A 19,991-nucleotide genomic window follows, 5' to 3' on the forward strand; every position below is an offset into this window, starting at 1 on the left:
AATTAATAAAAAATTGAAGGGCTAAATACTTTTATGTGTTTGTATTACCATCCAAAATCAGCACCGCCTTTGCCTTCTTCTATTTTATAGTTTGCTTCTACTCCGACATTTTGGCGACCACTTGAATTTTGAATGGGTCTGCAAATATCACCAGTTTTTACGCTTCCGCTTGTTATTTTTGCGTAGCTTTGTTTGGGGTTAGTTCTTACGATGGTAATATCACCAGTTTTTGTTTCTATTGCGCCAGCACTTTCTTTTGTGTAGCTGTTTTTTACTTTTTGTCCGAGACTAAAGCATTCCAAGCTTAGACCTTCTGACATTTTTTGTGAAAACACTGCTTCATTACCAGCCATTGCAGCAATTTTTGGAGGATAAATTGCAAAGATAATATCATTTGTAATTTGGTCTGCAATATCTTGCATTGCGGCATTTGTCCTGCTTATGGAGCCATCTTTTAAATTTACTTTTAAAGCCAAAGTATTTGCAAATTTAACTTGTTTTGTTGCAAACATTAAAACTTGATATTCTACAAGTACTTCGCTTCTTATTTTTTCTTTTCCTGTTATTGTATCAATTCGCTTTTGACTTGCCGCATCCTTTACGCTGAATAATAGAATATAATCTGTTCCAAGAACATTTTTTAATTTTAAAATTTCATCACTAGCAGCATCCCCGCTTGATACAACAGCTTTCTCCATTTCGTAATAACCGCTATTTTGGCGATCAAGCACATTAAAGCTTCTAGAGTTTAGAATGTTTGCTGTGATTTTTTGTTGTAAATCATCCCCAATTGCTTTAAAGTTTGGGCTATTGCTAAAAATTGTTATACTTCGGCGATTCTTCGGATCTAAGCCGGGCACTTTATAGCTCTTTGTAGTTTTGGTGTCAATGAGTTTGACAACAATTTCATAGCGGTCGCCAATTTGATTTTCACTAACAATTTCGTAGCTTGAAAATTTCCCATTTGTGGCTACATTAATATCTTCTTCAAGGCTTTTATGAACGCTGCTAGCTCCATTAACGCTTTGGACGGTGGAGCTAGTGTTTTGGGAGCCACTTATTTTTCCGCCCCATTTACTCATTGCATTGAAGATTGCTTGTTGTAATGCTGATTGATGTGTTGTTGCTACGCCCTTTCCGGTCGCCGTTCTAGTGGTAGTTTTTGTGACAACTTGTGCATTGACAAAACTACAAGTGGTTAGAGTGATTAGAAATACTAATAAAAGCTTTTTCATTGAATACATACCCCTTTCTTAGTTAAAAATCGTCGACTTCAAGATTGGATGATTTTTTTATGCCACCTTGTAATTTGGTATTGTTTTTTGGTGTAGTTTCTGACTTAATTGATGCAGGTGGCTCACTGAATCTTTTAGTATTGCTATCAATACTATCTTGTGAATAGTATCTTATTACACCAACAATTCTTCTGTTTCCATCATCTACTTCCCAAATCCTAGAATCTTCAAGCCCTTTTAAGCTCATAGCCGTGTAGTTTTTGAAGTTTTCCGCCATTATTTTGGTGAGTTCAGTTGTTCTTTCGGTTGATTTTTTTGTGGTTTGGAAGTCATCGCTTGGATTTTTTGATATCTCTATCGCATTTTGGATAATTTTTTCTTGCAAGGTTGAATCTTTACTAAAAGCTGTCATATCTGATTTTAAAAAACTAGAAATGAGAATATCTGCTCTATTTCTTGCTCTAGTTTCAGAGGCAATTGCTAAATCGGTATTTAGTCCTTCTTGTTTCACAAAACTATCAAAGCCAAATGCCATAATGCTCTAGGTGTGCATTCTTCGTTATAAAAATATTTAATACCGAATTTAGATAGCAGCTCATTATTATCAAAAGAGTCCGATATGTCGTCCGGATTTTTACATTGTGCTGTATTGGCAGTCTTTTTGGATTGATAGCCTTGTTTTAAATCTCTAGCAAGCTGTTGAGATCTCTCTGTGGTGTAGGCAAGAACTCCAATTTGAATTTCTCCTTCTTTGCTATCTGTTAGTATGATATTTTCATAAGGAATTAAACCAGCAATGCTGTCTCCAGCCTGTTTAATAACATCTTGCGAAAGAGATTTTTTAAAGACAGTATCCTTTTCTTTGGCGGATAGTGTTTTGGTGTCCACTCCTGCTGCTTTTTTAGCATCATTGGCTAAATTTCCTGTGACATTTTCAGCTCCTAAATAGGTTTTAGCTGCAGCATCAACGAGATTTGCTGCTGTATCAATTAATCCAGCATAAAATGCTTCAGTGTTTGCTTCTTCTTGGAGTTCATCCATTTTGGCTTGCGCTTTGCTTAATAGTTCTTTGTCTTGTTTGTTTGCTGGCACTGTTTTTTGATAAAAACTCAATGCTTCTTGCGCTGCCATACTGCCAGATTTTGACAAAATAACATTTGCTTTTAGGCGTAATAATGCTTCCGAATAAGCATTGGCTAAATAGTCGTAATATTGCGGATCATCAGGTTTTGCATCAATGCTTGCTTTAGCGGTATATACTTCACCAACGATACCTTGTTTCTTTAATTTCTTTTTAAGATCTCTTTTAGAGCGAGTAAGCACTGTGGACATATCTTGCTGTTTGGGCTTTGTAACACTTTGCTCTGTTTTTGGGGCATCTATGATTTCTTCTTGCTTTGCACCTTCATTTTCGGCATACAATAATGACGCTGCGAGAATTGATGAAATGAAAATTTTTTTCATTCTTTTTTCCTTTGTTTGTTTTTTTGTGTTTTTAATTATTAGGGAGTTTAATGTTTTTGTTTTAGGCTTTTTAGCCTAAAACTTTATTTTTTGTTGTCTTTGCTGATTCTTTCGCGACCACTCCATACTTTCATGCCATTTGTAGCATCGACTAGTGTCATCATATAGGTATAATCTATATGTGTTTTCCCATTTTCTAGCTTTGTGTTGCGTGATAGAATGCGTCCTTGTAGAATGTAATCGCGTCCCTTGATTGTTCCGCTTTTTGCGATTGTTCTTTGATCAAATTCAGCATTATCGCGTAAATCTTCGCGCTCACTTGCAAGATCAATAGCATCTTGTCCTTCTGCTCCAGTTACTACAAAAAATCCACGATTAAGAACGGCTTCTTCAATGTAGCTAGTTAGTTCTCTTGTGTCAAGACGAATTGTTGTGTCATTTTTCACGCCATCAATTTTGATGGAATAACGGTTTTTAGGATTTAGAGATTTTATAAAAGGTGCGCTGTAAAGTTTGTCGAGCATTTTTTCTGCTGTGTTTTCAATATCAACAGCATCAATGCCTAAACTAAGACTTTGCCCTTTGCTAGGACTGCCTGTAACACCGCTTGAGTAATTGACGCCCCCGCTGCCTGTTGCGCAACCTGTTAAAACAATAGCTCCTGCTACACTAAGAGATAAGAAAAGTTTTTTCATTTTAATTTCCTTTAAGATAAATTTTTACACTCTTTGCTTTTTTGTGATTTGCTGAGTGTTTGATCTTGATAACATATCCATCATTTAATTGAATCATTTTGAAGTCATCTTGAATGTTGTTTAGACTAAAATCATCTTTATCTAGCCATTCCAACTTATACAAGAGTTGTTTTGTAGAAGTTGGAGAGATTTCTAAAAAAAATTCAATCAACCCACTAGTTGGGTTCTCTCTGATGGAAAATGCACTAATTTGACTGGTATCAAAATCTGTTGCATAAACATAATTCTGATATTTTTTCTTAAGAATAGCCTGCTGTGCTGATTGAGCACAGCCAAAAAACACAAGTGTTCCAAAAATTGGAAGAAGTATTCTTACAACAAAACGACTCAACATTGCCGTAATTATCTTTGTGTTGTGATTGTAATGGCTGGTTGATTTTGGTTAAGTGAGCGAACAATTACTAAGGCATTTTTGCCGCTATCCACTTCTTCTTTTGCGATGATTTTTCCATTTGCATCTTTTAATTCAACCAAGCCATTATTATCCATCATAACAGCATAGGCTTTTTTGGGAAGAGTGTCCCAGCTTCGCGTATCAATGGCAACTTCATCTGCCCCTAATGCGCTACTTGCTTTTCCAAACAATGTTCCGCCCAATCCCCCGCCTAAGCTAGAAGCTTTTTCGGCTGCTTGTCCTGTTAAGACGGATTTTAGGGCCGAACTAACAATATTTGTTACAATAATACTATGTTTATTATTGTTGAACTCTGCAGAGATTACACTATCAAAATTGCTAACCATTTCTAATTTCTGATCATTAACGCTAACATTTTCATAGCTTGACTGATTGTATTTAAGAACTGGAAAACCAATGGTAGGTTGTGTTGCAACTCCATTGATTGAAAAAGGAATCGCAACACCCATAGATTCCTTTGTTGCTCCGCGTCCATCCTCATAAACTACGAAAATCTTTTTGCTGCCTCTCATTCCTGTTTCAAAATATTGAAGTTGTTTTTTGAATTCTTTTGATTTTGGATAAGTTCTAACAAGTTCTTTTAGGTAATCTCTAGCGCGATTGTAATCGTTTGTTAGAAACCTGTTCATGGCTAACATATAAGTGGTATATGGATTTACAAAATCCTTATTTGCCTGATATTCAATGGCATTTGGATCTTGATTGTCATCATATGCTTGATTGACTTGTTCTAGCGCTCCATTTACTTGGGATTCTATGCCTGGAATTCTCTCCTTTGCTTTTTCTAGCAATCCTTTTGAAGTTTCAATTTGTTTTTTAAAGACATCTCTCGCTTTGTCTTGAAGTAAGCTAGCTTGGTTAAAGCTTACTCTAGCTTCTTCATCGTTGCCTAAATCTAAATAGTTTTGACCAATCATTGTGTCAATCATAATTGCTTCATAAAGACTTCCTTCATAATTACTAAAAGATTGTCCGCCAACTAATTGTTTCATTTTGTCGGCGACTATACTTGCAACGCTTCTGCTGGATAACTCTTCGTATTTATTCTTAGCGGCATTTAAAAATTCATTTGACAACTCATATTTTTTGCAAAATCTAGCAGTTGTCCCTGCGTTTATACCATTAAAAATGGTGTCGTCATCATTTTCAATTTTTTTCTTAAAATCATCAAAGTAAGAATTGTCGCAATATTTTGCATTAACTCCTAAATCCTTTGAATGCTGTGGTTGAGAACCGCCACAACCTATTAGAAAAACACTTGTCGCTAGCGTGCTTGTGCATACAAGAGACAGCGCAATTTTTTTCTTCAACAATGAAGTTTTAGAGATCATTATTGACTCCTTTTAAGATTATATAGCACATTATAGGTTTATAATGCCACACAACTATGAACGATTACATCCTTGGTTTCTCCTAAATGTTTGTAAAAGAAGCAATGAGCAACTTTATACATTCTTTTAAGATTTTCCTAATGCTAAATTATAGTGTGTTTTGAGTTATACTCAAAAAAAAAAAACAAGTGGCGACACAAAAAAGATTAGAAATTGAGAGATATTATAATCTTTTGAGAAAAGTTTAGTGGATTTTTATAATTTAAAATAATGTAAAGAATAGGAGAGATTCCTATTCTTTCTCAAACTTAACACCGCTTAAGATAGTGTCAATTCCGCTGCCGGGATAGCGTGTGGCGTTCCAAACTGCCATATAAATGTGAATGGGGATAAAAATCACAAACGCCCAAGTCAAAATATGATGGAGCAAACGCACATTTGCAAGTCCGCCACATAGCACTTCAATAGGGCGCATAAGTGGCATTATCATTCCGCCAAATCCTTCGTGATAAACGTGCGCATATAGCACTAGCCCTGTTAGAGAGATTGCAAGGATTAGCAATAGCACGATGATATAAGTTACAAATTGCAAAGGATTATAGGAGCCTTTTAGGTGCGGATGTCCCCCAAAAAGCATATATGCCTTAATCACGCCAAACCAAGTGAGTGGATTAATAAAGTCTAAAAATGATCTTCGCTCCATCACACATTCTTTGGTAAAAAGCAAATAAATGCGAAAAATCGTAACGGCAATTAGCACAAATCCAAAAATCAAATGCCAACTGCGCATTAGCGCATAAAGAAAACCTGTTGGCTCTCCGCTAAAATTGTTTGGGGCTAAAAAGGGATAGCCTAGATAAAAACCTGTGGCAATCAAGGCAAAAATTGCAATAGCTCTAACCCAGTGAAAAATCCTTGTGAGCTTTGAAAACTCCATTATGGGTTTGTATTTTGTTTCCATAATCGTCCCCTTTAGATGCTGCAATTCATTGCAATGGGATCAAGTTTATATTGACTAATTTCATTGCCTTTTGTGTCCATTAAATGCACTGCACACGCAATGCAAGGATCAAAAGAGTGTATAGTGCGGATAATTTCAAGTGGTTGTGTTAAATCTTGGATTTTTGTTCCAACAAGTGATGCTTCATAAGGTCCCATTTGGTTTTTAGCATCTTTTGGTCCTGCATTCCAAGTGCTAGGAACAACAGCTTGATAGTTTGAGACAACACCATCTTTGATTCTAACCCAGTGGCTTAGTGTTCCGCGTGGCACATTACCGATATAACGCCCTTTGTATTCTTTGTTATTATCAATGCTATAAGGCGCGCAAGTTGTTTGATCTCCTGTTTTTAGATTTTCCACCAAAGAATTAAAGGCTTCGATTCCATAATCTGCTGAGAGTTTGCACTCAAGCACCCTAGCTGCTGTTCTTCCTAGTGTGCTAAAGAGTGCTTCTAATGGCAAGCCTGTGTCTTCTAGGAATTGTGTTGCGATTTTTGTAATACGTGGATTTTTTGCAGCAAGTCCTACGACAATCGCCGCTAAAGGTCCCACTTCCATTGCTTCGCCATTGTAGCGTGGGGATTTAATCCAGCTGTATTTACCATCAGTGTCTAGAGCTTTTGTGCGGATAGGATTACCATCTGGTCCAATTGTGTCTTTATCGACAAAGCCTGTATAGTTTGGCTCTGTTTCTCCATCATAAGGGTGCAGTGGCTTGCTGTTGGCATACCAAGAATGTGTTGCTTCTTCTGTGATGAGATTTTCATCTAAGTCTAAGAGTTTTGAAATATCTCCATTTCGGACGATACCTGTGCTATAAAGTGTTTCGCTGTGATTTACTGGAATCTCGGCGTGGCATAGGAAATTACGCACTCCGCAACCTTTAAGCACGCTTGGTTCATTTTTATATACTTCAGCTGCCATTACAACATCGGCATAATATGCACGATTGACAAAATCTGCAACTTCTTTGTATTTGGTTAACCAATCCCCAAGCCTTGATGGATCTAAAATATCTGCTACACAAGTTACTCCACCAACGGTTAAACTCTGTGGATGTGGTTGTTTTGCTCCAAAGATTGCCATCATTTTTGCCGCAACTCTCTGCACTTCAAGGGCTTTTAAATAATGTGATAGCACAATTAAATTTTGCTCAGGAGAGAAACGATAAGTTTTATGCCCCCAATAAGCATTTGCAAATGGTCCTAAGCCTTGCTTCGCACTTGCAAATTTTTTGACTCTCTCTTGCACATTAGTAAGTTCATCGGTTCCTGCCACAATTGGATTTTTAGAGTATTTAAAGGCAAGTTCGGAAGCTTTTTTTGGATCTGCTTTGAGAGCAGAAGTAATATCACACCAATCAAGTCCGTGCAAGTGATAAAAATGCACCAAATGGTCATGTAAAACAAGAGAGATATTCATTAAAGAGCGCACCATTTCAGCATTAAATGGGATCTTGATTCCAAGAGCGTCTTCTACGGCAGTGATTCCAGCCTTATAGTGAGAGTATGTGCAAACTCCGCAAATTCTTTGTACCATAAAGCCCACATCCCTTGGATCACGATTTTTAACAATTACTTCTAGCCCGCGCCATAATGTAGAGCTAGAATACGCATCGGTAATTACATTGTTTTCATCAACAATAACTTCAATCCTTAAATGCCCTTCAATTCTTGTGATAGGATCTACAATGATTCGTTTTGTCATAAGCCCTCCTTTTATTCTTTATCTTTTTTAATATTACTTAATACTGCGTGTGCTGCCATACCAATAGCTGCAGCTCCTAGAAGCGTGATTCCAATAGTATCCGCTGTTCTATCTGCCCCACCTAGCATTGGCGTGTCATAAAGCTTGCTTGCAAGTGGTTCTTCAAATGGACCCATTGTATCCCAGAAGTTTGGTTCGCTACAACCTATGCAACCATGTCCTGCTTGAATAGGCCAGCTTGTGTGTGAGTTAAAGCGGAGTTTGGAGCAGTTGTTAAATGTATAAGGACCTTTACAGCCTACTTTATACAAGCAATAGCCATTTTTCGCTCCCTCATCGCCAAAAGTTTGCACAAATTCCCCTGCATCAAAATGTCCGCGTCTTTCACATAAATCGTGGATTCTAAGCCCATAAGCCCATTTTGGACGATTGTAAGCATCAAGACTTGGTAATGTTCCAAAGAGAATAAAGTGTAATACATTGCCTACAATGTTTTTTTCGCTTGGCGGACAGCCCGGGACATTAATCACTGGCTTATTTGTTATTGCACTTAGTGATTTAGAAGCTGTTGGGTTAGGATTTGCTGCTTGGATTCCGCCAAAGCTAGAACAGGTTCCGATGGCAAAAATCGCTGCTGCGTGTTCACTCGCTTCTTTTGCGCTCTCTAATCCTGTTTTTCCGTGCGCTCCGATTGTTAGATATTGTCCTTCTAATGCAGTTGGAACACCGCCTTCTACCATTAGCACATAGCGCCCCTTATAGCGTTCAATGGCAGATTCCAAGTTTTCTTCAGCTTGATAGCCCGCTGCTGCCATTAGTGTTTCGTGGTATTCTAAAGAAATGTAATCAAAAATAAGGCTATCAATCCCAGGTCCATCGCTTCTTAGTAAGCTTTCACTGCAACCTGTACATTCTGCTAAATGTAGCCAAATTACAGGTAGTCTATCAGCAACTTCTGCTGCCTTTGCTGTTAGTGGTGCAAAGCTTGCTGGCAATGATAGCATTGCAGTCATTGCTCCTGCCCACTTCATAAAATCTCTTCTTGAAACCCCTTTTTCTTTGAGCATTTTTTTAATGCTATTACCTTTTTTAAGTGCTGGAAACTTCGCAAGTTTTGCTAGTCTTTCCTCGGCTTGCTTAAGTAAAAGATTGTCTTTTTCTATCATCTTAACCTTCCTTCACATTGAGAGTTGAAAAATTGCTTAGAATTTACTCTTTTTTTTCTTAATTTATACTACAAAAAGTTAATAATTTTTTAAATTGAGAAAAGTTTAAGGCTTTAGTGTGATTTTATGTGTAAGAATGTGGTTTTCTAATGTCTCATCATCAAACACTTTATCATACAATTGTGTTGCGATTCGCCTTTTATCATTTGTCTGTATATCGCCATTTATCGTGTTAATAAACTCCCTAAAATCCGCATTTTTATTCACTAGCATATCAATAGTTCTAAAATCTAAGTTTCTTACCACAGAGGGCAAAAGCACTTGTGATTCCGTAGGCTCTAACTCTAGCTTTATAAGCCCAATGCCAAAGCTACTATGCAGCCGCCTTAGCTCATCAAACACTTCAGAATCTAGCTCTTCATACACCACTAAATACCCCTCATTTGCAAAGCTAGAGTTACTCACCGCTTGAAAGTAGCTCTCTTTCAAATTGCTAAAATCAAGTGAAACTTTTAGCTCAAAGGAGTAAATCTTAAAATCACGGCGGTTTAGATTCTGACTTAGCTCTAGCGTTTCTCTCTCACTATAATCATTAAATGGGAAATGCACACCCACAATATCAGGGTAGTTCCACTTATCCTGCCCACCTTGAGATTTTTTACTCTTTTCGTGCTTAATCGTCTTTGCATACACATCAAAATAATCTTTTGCAAACCGCACAAACAATGGGTGCAAATCCCGCTCGTGAAAGCCCCTGCCTTTTTGCTTTTCATAGTTTGTCTTGCTTGTCTGTATTATAGATTCTAATCCCTTTTGCAGTTCATTCTCTCTCGCCCTTAACCAAAAGGTTGTAGGCTTACTTGAAGCTTTCATAAATATAGAATCTTGTCTATCGCGTATATCTACATAAAGTTGTGCTGACATTGTCATTTCCGGCGTTTTACCAATACTTGCTAGATTTTTATCTAAGCCTTTTTCTACTGCTCTATCCCAAATTTGCGTAGCTTTAAGCGGAGCAGTCGCACTCTCTAGCACAGCCCTTGCCACTTCCAAGTATGTCATTTTCTTTTGCATTGTTATCCTTAAATAAGCATTGTTAAGAATAGTTACATTATAGCATTTTGAAAATTTATTTTTATATTTACCCTTCGTTATTTAAATAGGGACGATGATATTGGCGTAATTTATCACAAGGAGTTGGTTATGACAGAGTTTGACCCAATTGATGAAAAAGTCGTTTTTGAAAAGCTTAGTAATCTTATCAATGGTATGGATTGCTCTAAGCAGAGTTTAGAGCAGCATAAAGAGCAACAAGGCGTGATTTATGCTAAAGATAGGCAGAGTATCCAATCTTCTAGCACGGATAAAAGGATTTGCTTTGCAGATAGAATCCTAAATGGTGGAATCTTACAAAACGATGGGAGCTATATGAGTGATGATAAGCAGTTTGTATATAGCCTTGATGTTAGCGGGGCTGGGCTTTTGCGTATCACTTCTGTGTGTAAAAAGACAAGCTTTACCCTAGTAAATTTCTCGCAAAAAAATGGCGATTTTGGAATCTATTTGCGTGAAAAGCCTTATAAGGAAATGGGCTTTGTGTATTGCAACACTTTTAATGTGCATCCTTATATTAAGGCATTTAAGGAAATCGCCCCCTATATTGCAAAGCGAATTTATAAGCCTGATTTCTTCACAAAGGCAGTGGTGAATGACTATAAAAGTATGCTTGCAAACCTACTTGGACCATTTTATGAGCCAAAATCATTTGACAAAGCGGTGCAAGAGATTAGCCTAAATCCCCAATATCTTTATCTTCTTAATGTCGCTATGATTGAGAGTATGAAGTATTTCACTAAGGATAATGGGCTAGTAAAAGAGCTATATATCTTTGCGAGTAACCCAACACCTCCAGATAGCTTCCGCGCGCAAACACTTCTTAGCACGATGAAAAGTCTCAATCGCAACATCACGCAAGGAAAGCCAGAACTTGCTATCAATCAAGTGGTGTTTCATAGCTTTGCCTTGGGCGAAGAGGTGGGGTTTTTACAGGAATTAAGCAGGGATAGCGGTGGGAAATACTATAAAGTGGATTCTACTTTAGCGTTTAAAAGGGCGTTATTAAGCCACCTTGATAATGGCAGAATGCCAGAGCCAAAAGAGCTAGGCGATGATGCGAGTATAGTGCCTAGCAAGCCAGAAAAAATCCACGATGATAATCCACCAAAAGATGTGTGATGAAATATTAGAATCTAGCTAGATTCTAAGTCAAGTTACTTTGTAAAATTGTGTTTAAGAGCTTTAAATCGTTGATTTTAGATTCTATATCTTTAAATTTAGAATCTAACTCGCTCTTGCGTTTTATGCTTAAATCTATGAAGCTAGATTCTCTCTCAATGCCTATAAACTGCCTGTGTAAAAGATTTGCGGCAATGCCTGTGGTGCTAGAGCCTGAAAATGGATCGCAAATTATAGAATCTTCATTGCTTGCCATTAAAAGCAATCGCACCAAAAGGGCTAAGGGCTTTTGTGTGGGGTGTTTGCCAAAGGTCTTTTCCCAAGGAGCAATAGCTGGGAAGCTCCACACATCACGCATTTGCTTATCATTGTTTAGTTTTTTTAGAATCTCATAGTTAAAAATATGCTTATGTTTATGGCTTTTTCTAGCCCAAATGATTTGCTCAGTAGAGTGCGTGAGGTAGCGACAGCTAAAGTTTGGCGGGGGATTAGTCTTTTGCCAAGTAATGATATTTAAAATCTTAAAATCAAGCTTTTGTAATGCCCTGCCAAGTGAAAAAATATTATGATAAGTCCCACTTATCATAATGCTGCCTGTGGGCTTTAGGGCTATTTTTGCATTTGCAATCCACTCCGTATTAAACCTATCAATTTCATCAATATTTTCTCCCCTGTCCCATTCGCCTTTATTCACACTCACAATCTTGCCACTTTGGATACTTAAGCCACCATTTGAGAGAAAATAAGGTGGATCAGCAAAAATCACATCAAAACTCTCTTTCATCTGTGGCAAAAGGGCATTACAATCGCCTTGATAAAGACTAAATTTAGAATCTAGGCTTGTAAAAGTGGGGGTTAATGTGTGGGATTTAGCGGTCATTTTGTGCCTTTTTAATAAAATCTTTTACATTGCTAAGATTATACATCTCTACGCTTTTATAGGCTTCTTGCAATTTATTTTTGCTGCTGTGCCAACCTTGCCCATCAGTAATCCATACAAAGTTTTTATCAGCAAACCTATCAAATTTTGGGGCTAACTCTTGGTATGCCCTAGCTGTTTCATTAAGCTTACTACCGCCACTCGCATAGAAATTACACTCAATAAAATAGCTTATATTTTTACCAAAAATTACAAAGTCAAATCGCTTTTTATCATCTCCAAAGCTTCCCTGCAAATCGCTAAACTCTGCGATATTCACTTGTTCTTTAAAATGTAATTTAGCCTTTGTAAAAAGATCCCTTAAATAAGATTCCATAAAAGCACCACCACGATTTTTTCTTGCATTGCTATCTAACCCCACTTCAATGCCAAAAACAAAGTCATTTAAATCTTTCATCTTACTATTACCAAAGATAGAATCTAGCCCACTCTCACAGATAAATTCATAAATCCCCTTAGGGTTTTGCAAATACGCATTGATAGGTGTTTCATTGCTATTAGAATCTAATACAAGTTCTCTTTCATTGCGAATTGCTAAAATCAAAGGCAAAACATCAAAAGCCTTAGCATACTCATCAAAAAGCAAAGTAATCTTATCTTGCAAACTATCCTTTGGCACACCTAGCAAAAGATTTAAATGATTAAGGCTAATGCTTAACTTATCTTTATTTGCTAGGCACTTCTGCCAATCTACAAAAAAGCCCAAATCTCTATTTGTCGCTCTAAGCGTGCTTAGAAAAGTTTCAAATGCTAATGTGTTTTTCACAATTATTCCTTATGTGTTGTGCGTTTAGATTCATTCACCCAAACACTCTCTTAAAGATAGAATCCACATTTTTTGTGTAGTAGCTAAACTCAAAGCATTCGCGGATTGCCGCTTCGCCGATAAGCCCCACAAGTTCGCTATCTCCCAAAAGATATTGCAAATATAAGCTCTCGCCCTTATCATTTACCGCCGCTTTGCCTTCCTGCATAACACCATTTTGTAAGTCTTGCCATACCTTCATCGCATTTCTTTGCACGATTTTATAGGCATCTTCGCGAGATACACCCTTTTTAGGAAGCTCTAGCAAGATTCGCTGTGAGAATACAAGCCCGCCGGTGAGATTTAAATTTTTCATCATATTTTTTGGATACACCACTAGCTTTTCAAGTAGCCCCTTTAAACGCATTAGCATAAAATCCGTGGTGATAAAGCTATCTGGCAAAATAAATCGCTCCACGCTACTATGGCTAATATCCCGCTCGTGCCACAACGCGACATTCTCCATTGCCGGCATTGCATAAGAGCGGATCATTCTGCAAAGCCCTGTGATGTTTTCGCTTAAAACCGGGTTTCGCTTGTGGGGCATAGCAGAGCTTCCCTTTTGTCCGCTTTCAAAATACTCTTCTGCTTCATAGACTTCTGTGCGTTGCAGGTGTCGCACTTCCACAGCGATTTTCTCACAGCTACTAGCAAGCAGGGCTAAATCACTCATAAGCCTAGCGTATCTATCCCTTTGGATTACTTGATTACTCACAGGCGCAGGTTTTAGCCCTAGCTCTTTGCAAACTAGCGTTTCAAGCTCCATAGGTGTGTGGGCGAGATTGCCCATAGCCCCGCTGAGTTGCCCCACAGAGATGACTTCTAAAGTGGATTCTAACGCTTTCAGGTGCCGTCCTAGCTCATCATACCAAATCGCTAAAACTAGCCCAAAGGTGATAGGCTCTCCGTGAATTCCGTGGCTTCGCCCCACCATTAGCGTATCTTTATGCTCGTAAGCCCTTGTTTTTATCGCTTCTCTCACTTGAGCTATATCATCTAAAATAATCTTTAAGCTATCTCGCATTTGCAACGCCACTGCCGTGTCAATACAATCGCTAGAGGTTATCCCATAATGCACCCAGCGAGATTCTTCACCTAAAGATTCTGCCACAGAAGTGGTAAAGGCGATTAGATCGTGTTTGGTAACCGCTTCTATTTCATCAATCCTAGCAATGTCAAATTTCGCATTTTTACATATCTTTTCACAATCGCTATCAGGGATTAGCCCAAGCTTATTCCAGCCTCTAACTAACGCCTTTTCTACCTCAAGCCACGCGGAATACTTTGCATTTGTGTCCCATAATCTTTTCATCTGCTCTCTTGCGTATCTCTCTACCATTTCAAATCCTTCATTTTGTTTATGTTAAAATAATACTAACATAACCCCCCTTAAAAGTTAGAAAATGCCCTATATCTACAAAGAATTTAAAATAAATTCCCCAATAAAAGCCTATGCGTTTTTAATGCAAGCACTCAATCTCTCAATGTCTGATGCACAACGCTACATCAACAAAGGAAAGGTGCGTTATCAAGGTAAAGTGCTGCAAGAGAAGGCAAAGGTTTTGAATGATTGTGTGCAAGTGCTTATTTTTCAACCCGATTCCATAGGTTTAAAACCGCTTTTTGAAAATGAAGATTTTGCGATTTTTAACAAGCCCTCTAAAATGTTAATTCACCCAAAGGGGAGATTTGAACATCATAGTTTGATTGATGAAGTGCGTGCGTCTTTAGGTTTAAAAGCGAGCCTTGCGCATAGGATTGATAGGGAAACAAGCGGGCTGGTGCTTGTCGGCAAGCATAAAAAGAGCATATCTGAACTTGGGTTGATGTTTTTAAATAACAGCATAAAAAAGGAATATCTAGCCCTAACGCGCGCAAAAGTTGGAATCCAAAATGTAAATTTTAAAGATTTTTGTCTCTCTTTGCCTATTGCTATACAAGAAAAGGGTGGAGATTTATGCGTGCGTTCTGTGTCTTTAAAAAACGCTCAAATGTGCCAAAAATTTAGGAATCTAAAATTTAAAGAAGCTAAGAGTGAGTTTGAAATACTAGGAATTTTAGAAAATACCTATAAAAATGTTAAATTTTTGCTTTTTAAAGTCTTGCCAAAAACAGGAAGAACACATCAAATACGCGTGCATTTAGACGCTTTAGGATATCCTATTTTGGGCGATCCTTTGTATGGCGTAAAAGATGTGCATAGTAGGGAGTATTTAGACGGGGAATTTATCATGCAAAAGTTGGAATCTAAAAATGCATTAAGCAATGAAAAACGCCTGGAATACTTCGGTGCAACGCGTTTAATGCTCCACGCTTATGGTTTAAAGTTTGTTTATAAGGGTAAGGAATTTGCCTTTAGAAGCACTGAAAATTTTGAGATTACTCAAAGTGTTCTAGGTTAATGCGATTTATGCTATAATCTAACAAATTTCAATTTTAAAGGATATGTGATGATGCCAAGTGTTCAGCAATTACTGATTGTTTTGTTAATTATTGTCGTGCTTTTTGGTGCGAAAAAGATTCCAGATTTAGCAAAGGGCTTGGGTTCTGGAATTAAAAACTTCAAAAAAGCGGTGAAAGAAGATGATGAAGAAGTTGCGCAAAATACCAAGATTGAGCAAGACAAAGTAACAACAGTGCAAACAGATTCTAAGCCTAATGAAACTGCAAAAGTTTGATTAAAAGCAATGTATCACGCAATCAAAGAAATCATTGATGGCACGCTTGGGGTTTCTAGTGTGCTAGAAAAGCCACGAGATAAGAGTTTTGGACATTTTGCTTTGCCAACTTTTAGTTTTGCTAAGACATTGAAAAAAGCACCGCAAATCATTGCACAAGAGTTCGCGCAAAAGTTGGAATCGATCCCGCAAATTGCAAGTGTTAGTGTGGTTAATGGCTATGTTAATTTTAGTTTAAGCAACGCATTTTTGGGACAATGTGCGTGGGAGTTTTTACAAGATGATTTTAAGGAATCTAGCAAGCTAGAGTCCAAGAAGGTGGAATCTCGAAATGAAAAGGTTTTGCTAGAGTATGTCAGTGCAAATCCCACCGGTCCTTTACATATAGGACATGCTCGCGGGGCTGTGTTTGGCGATAGTTTGGCGCGCATTGGACGCTTTTTGGGCTATACAATCCACACAGAATATTATATTAATGATGCAGGCGCGCAAATCCAAAAGCTTGGGAAGTCCATTTATTACGCGGGGCGCGCTTTAGTTTTTAGTGAAAGTAGAGAGTTGCCTAGTGAGTGCTATCAGGGGGAATATGTTTTTGAACTTGCAGAATGTGCTAGAGCTGAGCTTGGGGAGAGTGTTTTTGAGAGTTTGGAATCTTTAGAAAAACTTAGTGTTTTTGGCAAGGATAAAATGCTTTTAGAAATAAAGAGCAATTTGGCACAAGTTGGAATCGTTTTTGATTCTTATGTGAGCGAAAGAGAGCTTTTCTCTCAATTAGATTCCACGCTAGAGTCACTAAAGGCACATAATGGAGTGTATGAGAGTGAAAATAAACTTTGGCTAAAATCCACAGAATTTGGTGATGAAAAAGATCGTGTGATTGTTAGAGAGAGTGGGGAAGCGACTTATTTAGCGGGAGATATTATTTATCATAAAAATAAATTTGAGCGTGGTTTTTCACATTATATTAACATTTGGGGTGCGGATCATCACGGCTATATCGCAAGAGTTAAAGCAGCTTTGGAGTATTTGGGATTTGATAGTCAGAAGTTGGAAGTGTTGCTTGCGCAAATGGTGGCACTTTTAAAGGATGGAATCCCATTTAAGATGAGCAAGCGCGCTGGCAATTTTATCTTAATGAAAGATGTTGTTGATGAGGTGGGTGCTGATGCGTTACGCCTTATGTTTTTAAGTAAAAAACCAGATACGCATTTAGAGTTTGATGTGGAATTGCTAAAAAAGCAAGACTCTAGCAATCCTGTGTATTATATCAATTATGCTCACGCTAGAATTCACACGCTATTTTCTAAGTCAAACTTTACTATGGAATCTCTTAAGGCACTTTCCTTAGAACAATACAAGGCATGGGATTTGCAAGAGAGTTTGCGTGATTTACTAGTTTTAGCACTTGGGATTGAAAAGGTTTTAAGTGATGCGTTTTCCCAGCGATTAATTAATAAGGTAGTGGATTATTTATACACACTATCTGCAGACTTCCATCGTTTTTATAATGAAACAAAAATTTTAAATACAGATCAAGAAGAACAGATTTTAAAAGTGCTTGTTGTAGTGGCGCATTCTCTTGCTTTGGGATTAGATTTGCTAGGCGTTAAAGCAAAAGTAAAAATGTAAAGGAGAATTTTTGAGTAAGGCGGTAATTTTTCCGGGTCAAGGAAGTCAAAGCGTTGGAATGGGTAAGGATTTGTTTGAAAATAGCGCGGAAGTTAGGGCGTTGTTTGAACAAGCAAGCGAGATTTTAAAAGAAGATATGCAAAAACTTTGCTTTGAGGAAAATACGAAATTAAATTTGACGCAATACACGCAACCTGCGATTTTGCTTGTAAGTTATAGTGTGTTTATGCTAGCAAAAGAAAAGTTGCAAAAAGATGGAATCGCTTTTGGGCTTGGGCATTCTTTAGGGGAGTTTAGCGCGTTATGTGCTAGCGGTGTGCTAGGGTTTGAAAAGGCGATTGCCCTTGTGCATAAACGCGGAATCTTAATGGAAGAAGCGTGCAAGATGAAAGCAGCTGGAATGATGGTTGTGCTAGGTTTAGAAGATGGAGTTTTAGAAGAGTTTTGTGAGAAAAAGCGCAATCTTGGGTTAAAGGTTTGGTGCGCAAATTACAATGGTGATGGACAAATGGTTTTAGGCGGAAGCAAAGAGGATTTGCAAAGCTTAGAAGTGGAGTTAAAAGGACTTGGTGCAAAGAGAGCTTTAATGCTTCCTATGTCTGTAGCAAGCCACTGCCCTGTGCTTGATAGTATGTGTGGGGAATTTAAAGTCCTGCTTGAAGATGCTCTTGGTGATTGCTTTGCTTTTCCTATTATTTCTAATGTGAGTGCAAAGCCATATCACACAAAGGAACAAGCATTAGAATTGCTAGCAAATCAGCTCATAGCACCTGTGCTTTATAAGCAATCTATCCGCGAAAATGATCGTATAATTAGTGGATTTGTAGAATGTGGTGGCAATGTGCTAAAAGGACTAAATAAGCGCCTAAGTCAAAAAGATACGATTTCTCTACAAACTTACGCTGAAATTCAAGATTTTTTACAAAAGGATTAAAATGATAATTGGAGTCATAGGAGCGATGCGTGAGGAAATCACACCACTTTTAGAGCATTATAAGGACTATGAAACTCTTGCATTTGGGGGTAATACTTTTTATAAAGTGGCATTAGGGAGTAAAACGCTAATTATCGCTTGTAGTCGTATTGGCAAGGTGCATTCAGCCTTAACTGCTAGCACGATGATTTTACATTTTGGTTGTGAGAGAATTATTTTTAATGGTGTTGCAGGTGGGATTAATCCTAGTTATAAAATTGGGGATTTAGTGCTTGCTAGCAAACTTTGTCAGCACGATGTGGATATTACGATTTTTGGGCATCCTTTTGGGTATTTTTCTGAAGGTAAGGTTTTTACAGAATCTGATTCTGTGCTAAATGGACTCGCAAAGGCTGTGGCAAAAGAGAATGGGATTAACCTTTATGAAGGGATTGTTGCAACAGGGGATCAGTTTATTGGCTCCAAAGAGCGTAAAGAGTGGATTAAAAAAGAATTTAACGCTGATGCTATTGAAATGGAGGGAGCAAGTGTGGCTGTGGTGTGTGATAATCTTAATACGCCTTTGTGTGTAATCCGCGCTATTTCGGATAATGCAGGCGATGAAGCTTTGGTGAGTTATGAAGAGTTTTTAGAATCTAGTGCTAGAGTTAGTGCTTCGCTTGTAATTAAGATGATAGAAAAACTATAAAGGAGCTGTGTTATGCGTTTAATTTTAGTGCGTCATGCAAAAGCGGAAGATAGGGAAAAATGGATTGATAAAGATGACTTAAAGCGACCTTTGACAAAAAAAGGCGTAAAACAAGCAAAAAGAATTGCAAAATATATTGGCAAAAAGTATCCAAATGTTGATGCGGTTATCTCATCTTTAGCGTTGCGTGCGTGCGATACAGCAAAATATATCACAAAAAAGCAAGCACATTGCACCTTTATTCCAACGCCAAATATCAACCCAGAAGAAGGGATTGAAGGCTTTTTGCGCAATAAAGATAAAATGGAAGAGGATTGGCAGACGCTTGTTGTGGTAGGACACGAGCCAAGTATTAGTGAGTTTGTGCGATTTATTTGCGCAAAAGGGACGCTAAATTTGCGCGTAAGCAAGGGTTGTGTGGTGGAGCTTGAACGCGAAAATGAAGATAATTGGGTGTTAGTTGGGTTAAATAATTTTTAAGGGTGTGAAATGTTTTTGGGGTATTTACCAGATTGTGCAAGTAAATTTAAGAAAAACGAAGTCTTAAGCAAGGTTTTTGGCTATCTTTTTGATGCGCTTGATACAGAAAGTGAGATGTATAAGCGCATTTGTTCTTTGGAAGCTGGAGCACAATTTGAAGTGCATTTTGATGGTGGAGCAAGGGCGATTGAGCAAGCTTATTACACAAAATCGCCAAAAGAAGCCTTTTATGAAAGCCATAGTCAAATGGTTGATTTTCAAATGGTTGTAGAAGGCAGAGAAATCTTTTTTGTCGCGCCAAATTCATTATGCGAGATTAAAACTCCTTTGGATTCCAAAAAAGATTTGATTGAGTATTATCCTAGTGCGTTTATTTCCAGTGTGCAGTTGTTTTCAGGGAATCTTGCGGTTTTTGAATCATTTGACACACACGCAGGTGGAATTGCAACAGATTCTAGTGTAACACTGGTTAAAAAAGTGGTTGTCAAAGTCCCAAAAGAATATGTAAAGCTAGGTTTTTAAGCCAT

The 19,991-nt window shown here is 37.8% G+C and carries 21 protein-coding genes; 8 read left to right on the forward strand and 13 right to left on the reverse strand.

Annotated features, from left to right (window positions below; all coding sequences use genetic code 11):
* Positions 1–44: 44 nt before the first annotated feature.
* From IP358_RS00615 to IP358_RS00660, 10 genes are all read right to left on the reverse strand, one after another.
* Positions 45–1,235, reverse strand: coding sequence for a hypothetical protein (locus IP358_RS00615; RefSeq protein WP_040498295.1), 1,191 nt, complete (start codon positions 1,233–1,235; stop codon positions 45–47).
* A gap of 22 nt (positions 1,236–1,257) precedes the next feature.
* Entirely contained in the window at positions 1,258–1,770 is a 513-nt protein-coding gene (locus IP358_RS00620) for a hypothetical protein (RefSeq protein WP_006802207.1), read from the reverse strand.
* Positions 1,743–2,699 (reverse strand): DUF6844 domain-containing protein, encoded by a 957-nt coding sequence (locus tag IP358_RS00625; protein WP_006802206.1) that lies wholly within the window; start codon positions 2,697–2,699, stop codon positions 1,743–1,745. Before IP358_RS00625 ends, IP358_RS00620 begins: the two co-directional genes overlap by 28 nt.
* 83 nt (positions 2,700–2,782) lie before the next feature.
* Positions 2,783–3,394: a penicillin-binding protein activator LpoB gene (gene lpoB / locus IP358_RS00630; RefSeq protein ID WP_006802205.1), complete on the reverse strand. Its 612-nt coding sequence runs from the start codon at positions 3,392–3,394 to the stop codon at positions 2,783–2,785.
* A gap of 1 nt (position 3,395) precedes the next feature.
* Positions 3,396–3,788, reverse strand: coding sequence for a YcfL family protein (locus tag IP358_RS00635; RefSeq protein ID WP_006802204.1), 393 nt, complete (start codon positions 3,786–3,788; stop codon positions 3,396–3,398).
* A gap of 8 nt (positions 3,789–3,796) precedes the next feature.
* Complete coding sequence (locus tag IP358_RS00640; RefSeq protein ID WP_006802203.1) at positions 3,797–5,200, reverse strand: tetratricopeptide repeat protein; 1,404 nt, start codon at positions 5,198–5,200, stop codon at positions 3,797–3,799.
* Between the two features lie 292 nt (positions 5,201–5,492).
* Entirely contained in the window at positions 5,493–6,161 is a 669-nt protein-coding gene (cybH, locus tag IP358_RS00645) for a Ni/Fe-hydrogenase, b-type cytochrome subunit (protein ID WP_040498291.1), read from the reverse strand.
* Between the two features lie 11 nt (positions 6,162–6,172).
* Entirely contained in the window at positions 6,173–7,909 is a 1,737-nt protein-coding gene (locus IP358_RS00650; protein WP_006802201.1) for a nickel-dependent hydrogenase large subunit, read from the reverse strand.
* An 11-nt stretch (positions 7,910–7,920) separates the two neighbouring features.
* Positions 7,921–9,075 carry a hydrogenase small subunit gene (locus IP358_RS00655; protein ID WP_006802200.1) on the reverse strand — a complete coding sequence of 385 codons (1,155 nt, stop codon included), beginning with the start codon at positions 9,073–9,075 and terminating at the stop codon, positions 7,921–7,923.
* Between the two features lie 105 nt (positions 9,076–9,180).
* On the reverse strand, positions 9,181–10,149 hold the full coding sequence (locus IP358_RS00660) for an HTH domain-containing protein (RefSeq protein WP_006802198.1): 969 nt from the start codon (positions 10,147–10,149) through the stop codon (positions 9,181–9,183).
* 129 nt (positions 10,150–10,278) lie between these two features.
* On the opposite strand from IP358_RS00660, the gene IP358_RS00665 reads away from it, so the two are divergent.
* Positions 10,279–11,310 (forward strand): hypothetical protein, encoded by a 1,032-nt coding sequence (locus IP358_RS00665; RefSeq protein ID WP_006802197.1) that lies wholly within the window; start codon positions 10,279–10,281, stop codon positions 11,308–11,310.
* Between the two features lie 25 nt (positions 11,311–11,335).
* On the opposite strand, the gene IP358_RS00670 is transcribed toward IP358_RS00665, so the two are convergent.
* The 3 genes from IP358_RS00670 to purB are packed head-to-tail and all read right to left on the reverse strand — an operon-like array spanning position 11,336 to position 14,394.
* Positions 11,336–12,190 carry a DNA-methyltransferase gene (locus IP358_RS00670; RefSeq protein WP_006802196.1) on the reverse strand — a complete coding sequence of 285 codons (855 nt, stop codon included), beginning with the start codon at positions 12,188–12,190 and terminating at the stop codon, positions 11,336–11,338.
* Positions 12,180–13,016, reverse strand: coding sequence for a type II restriction endonuclease (locus IP358_RS00675; protein ID WP_006802195.1), 837 nt, complete (start codon positions 13,014–13,016; stop codon positions 12,180–12,182). The genes IP358_RS00670 and IP358_RS00675 overlap by 11 nt, the downstream gene beginning before the upstream one ends.
* A gap of 34 nt (positions 13,017–13,050) precedes the next feature.
* Positions 13,051–14,394, reverse strand: coding sequence for an adenylosuccinate lyase (purB, locus tag IP358_RS00680; RefSeq protein WP_006802194.1), 1,344 nt, complete (start codon positions 14,392–14,394; stop codon positions 13,051–13,053).
* 64 nt (positions 14,395–14,458) lie between these two features.
* On the opposite strand from purB, the gene IP358_RS00685 reads away from it, so the two are divergent.
* From IP358_RS00685 to IP358_RS00715, 7 genes are read left to right on the forward strand one after another with little or no spacing between them, the layout of a single operon-like run.
* Positions 14,459–15,457 carry an RluA family pseudouridine synthase gene (locus tag IP358_RS00685; RefSeq protein ID WP_101357097.1) on the forward strand — a complete coding sequence of 333 codons (999 nt, stop codon included), beginning with the start codon at positions 14,459–14,461 and terminating at the stop codon, positions 15,455–15,457.
* A gap of 48 nt (positions 15,458–15,505) precedes the next feature.
* On the forward strand, positions 15,506–15,733 hold the full coding sequence (gene tatA, locus IP358_RS00690; protein WP_040498288.1) for a twin-arginine translocase TatA/TatE family subunit: 228 nt from the start codon (positions 15,506–15,508) through the stop codon (positions 15,731–15,733).
* Positions 15,734–15,742: 9 nt separating this feature from the next.
* On the forward strand, positions 15,743–17,362 hold the full coding sequence (gene argS, locus IP358_RS00695) for an arginine--tRNA ligase (protein ID WP_006802191.1): 1,620 nt from the start codon (positions 15,743–15,745) through the stop codon (positions 17,360–17,362).
* 10 nt (positions 17,363–17,372) lie between these two features.
* The gene (fabD, locus tag IP358_RS00700; protein WP_006802190.1) at positions 17,373–18,296 is read left to right on the forward strand and encodes an ACP S-malonyltransferase; all 924 of its coding nucleotides are present in this window, start codon (positions 17,373–17,375) and stop codon (positions 18,294–18,296) included.
* A gap of 1 nt (position 18,297) precedes the next feature.
* Positions 18,298–18,984, forward strand: a complete 687-nt coding sequence (locus IP358_RS00705; protein ID WP_006802189.1) for a 5'-methylthioadenosine/adenosylhomocysteine nucleosidase — start codon at positions 18,298–18,300, stop codon at positions 18,982–18,984.
* Positions 18,985–18,996: 12 nt separating this feature from the next.
* Positions 18,997–19,464 carry a SixA phosphatase family protein gene (locus IP358_RS00710; protein ID WP_006802188.1) on the forward strand — a complete coding sequence of 156 codons (468 nt, stop codon included), beginning with the start codon at positions 18,997–18,999 and terminating at the stop codon, positions 19,462–19,464.
* A gap of 9 nt (positions 19,465–19,473) precedes the next feature.
* On the forward strand, positions 19,474–19,986 hold the full coding sequence (locus tag IP358_RS00715) for a YhcH/YjgK/YiaL family protein (RefSeq protein WP_006802187.1): 513 nt from the start codon (positions 19,474–19,476) through the stop codon (positions 19,984–19,986).
* Positions 19,987–19,991: the final 5 nt, after the last annotated feature.

Origin of the sequence: Helicobacter winghamensis ATCC BAA-430, assembly GCF_028751035.1 — a bacterium.
GTDB classification, from domain to species: domain Bacteria; phylum Campylobacterota; class Campylobacteria; order Campylobacterales; family Helicobacteraceae; genus Helicobacter_D; species Helicobacter_D winghamensis.

What these genes read in the sequence shown, in the direction of transcription:
- IP358_RS00615 (WP_040498295.1), bottom strand. Translation starts at nt 1,235, where the DNA reads ATGAAAAAGCTTTTATTAGTATTTCTAATCACTCTAACCACTTGTAGT.
- IP358_RS00620 (WP_006802207.1), bottom strand. Translation starts at nt 1,770, where the DNA reads ATGGCATTTGGCTTTGATAGTTTTGTGAAACAAGAAGGACTAAATACC.
- IP358_RS00625 (WP_006802206.1), bottom strand. Translation starts at nt 2,699, where the DNA reads ATGAAAAAAATTTTCATTTCATCAATTCTCGCAGCGTCATTATTGTAT.
- lpoB (WP_006802205.1), bottom strand. Translation starts at nt 3,394, where the DNA reads ATGAAAAAACTTTTCTTATCTCTTAGTGTAGCAGGAGCTATTGTTTTA.
- IP358_RS00635 (WP_006802204.1), bottom strand. Translation starts at nt 3,788, where the DNA reads ATGTTGAGTCGTTTTGTTGTAAGAATACTTCTTCCAATTTTTGGAACA.
- IP358_RS00640 (WP_006802203.1), bottom strand. Translation starts at nt 5,200, where the DNA reads ATGATCTCTAAAACTTCATTGTTGAAGAAAAAAATTGCGCTGTCTCTT.
- cybH (WP_040498291.1), bottom strand. Translation starts at nt 6,161, where the DNA reads ATGGAAACAAAATACAAACCCATAATGGAGTTTTCAAAGCTCACAAGG.
- IP358_RS00650 (WP_006802201.1), bottom strand. Translation starts at nt 7,909, where the DNA reads ATGACAAAACGAATCATTGTAGATCCTATCACAAGAATTGAAGGGCAT.
- IP358_RS00655 (WP_006802200.1), bottom strand. Translation starts at nt 9,075, where the DNA reads ATGATAGAAAAAGACAATCTTTTACTTAAGCAAGCCGAGGAAAGACTA.
- IP358_RS00660 (WP_006802198.1), bottom strand. Translation starts at nt 10,149, where the DNA reads ATGCAAAAGAAAATGACATACTTGGAAGTGGCAAGGGCTGTGCTAGAG.
- IP358_RS00665 (WP_006802197.1), top strand. Translation starts at nt 10,279, where the DNA reads ATGACAGAGTTTGACCCAATTGATGAAAAAGTCGTTTTTGAAAAGCTT.
- IP358_RS00670 (WP_006802196.1), bottom strand. Translation starts at nt 12,190, where the DNA reads ATGACCGCTAAATCCCACACATTAACCCCCACTTTTACAAGCCTAGAT.
- purB (WP_006802194.1), bottom strand. Translation starts at nt 14,394, where the DNA reads ATGGTAGAGAGATACGCAAGAGAGCAGATGAAAAGATTATGGGACACA.
- IP358_RS00685 (WP_101357097.1), top strand. Translation starts at nt 14,459, where the DNA reads ATGCCCTATATCTACAAAGAATTTAAAATAAATTCCCCAATAAAAGCC.
- tatA (WP_040498288.1), top strand. Translation starts at nt 15,506, where the DNA reads ATGATGCCAAGTGTTCAGCAATTACTGATTGTTTTGTTAATTATTGTC.
- argS (WP_006802191.1), top strand. Translation starts at nt 15,743, where the DNA reads ATGTATCACGCAATCAAAGAAATCATTGATGGCACGCTTGGGGTTTCT.
- IP358_RS00705 (WP_006802189.1), top strand. Translation starts at nt 18,298, where the DNA reads ATGATAATTGGAGTCATAGGAGCGATGCGTGAGGAAATCACACCACTT.
- IP358_RS00710 (WP_006802188.1), top strand. Translation starts at nt 18,997, where the DNA reads ATGCGTTTAATTTTAGTGCGTCATGCAAAAGCGGAAGATAGGGAAAAA.
- IP358_RS00715 (WP_006802187.1), top strand. Translation starts at nt 19,474, where the DNA reads ATGTTTTTGGGGTATTTACCAGATTGTGCAAGTAAATTTAAGAAAAAC.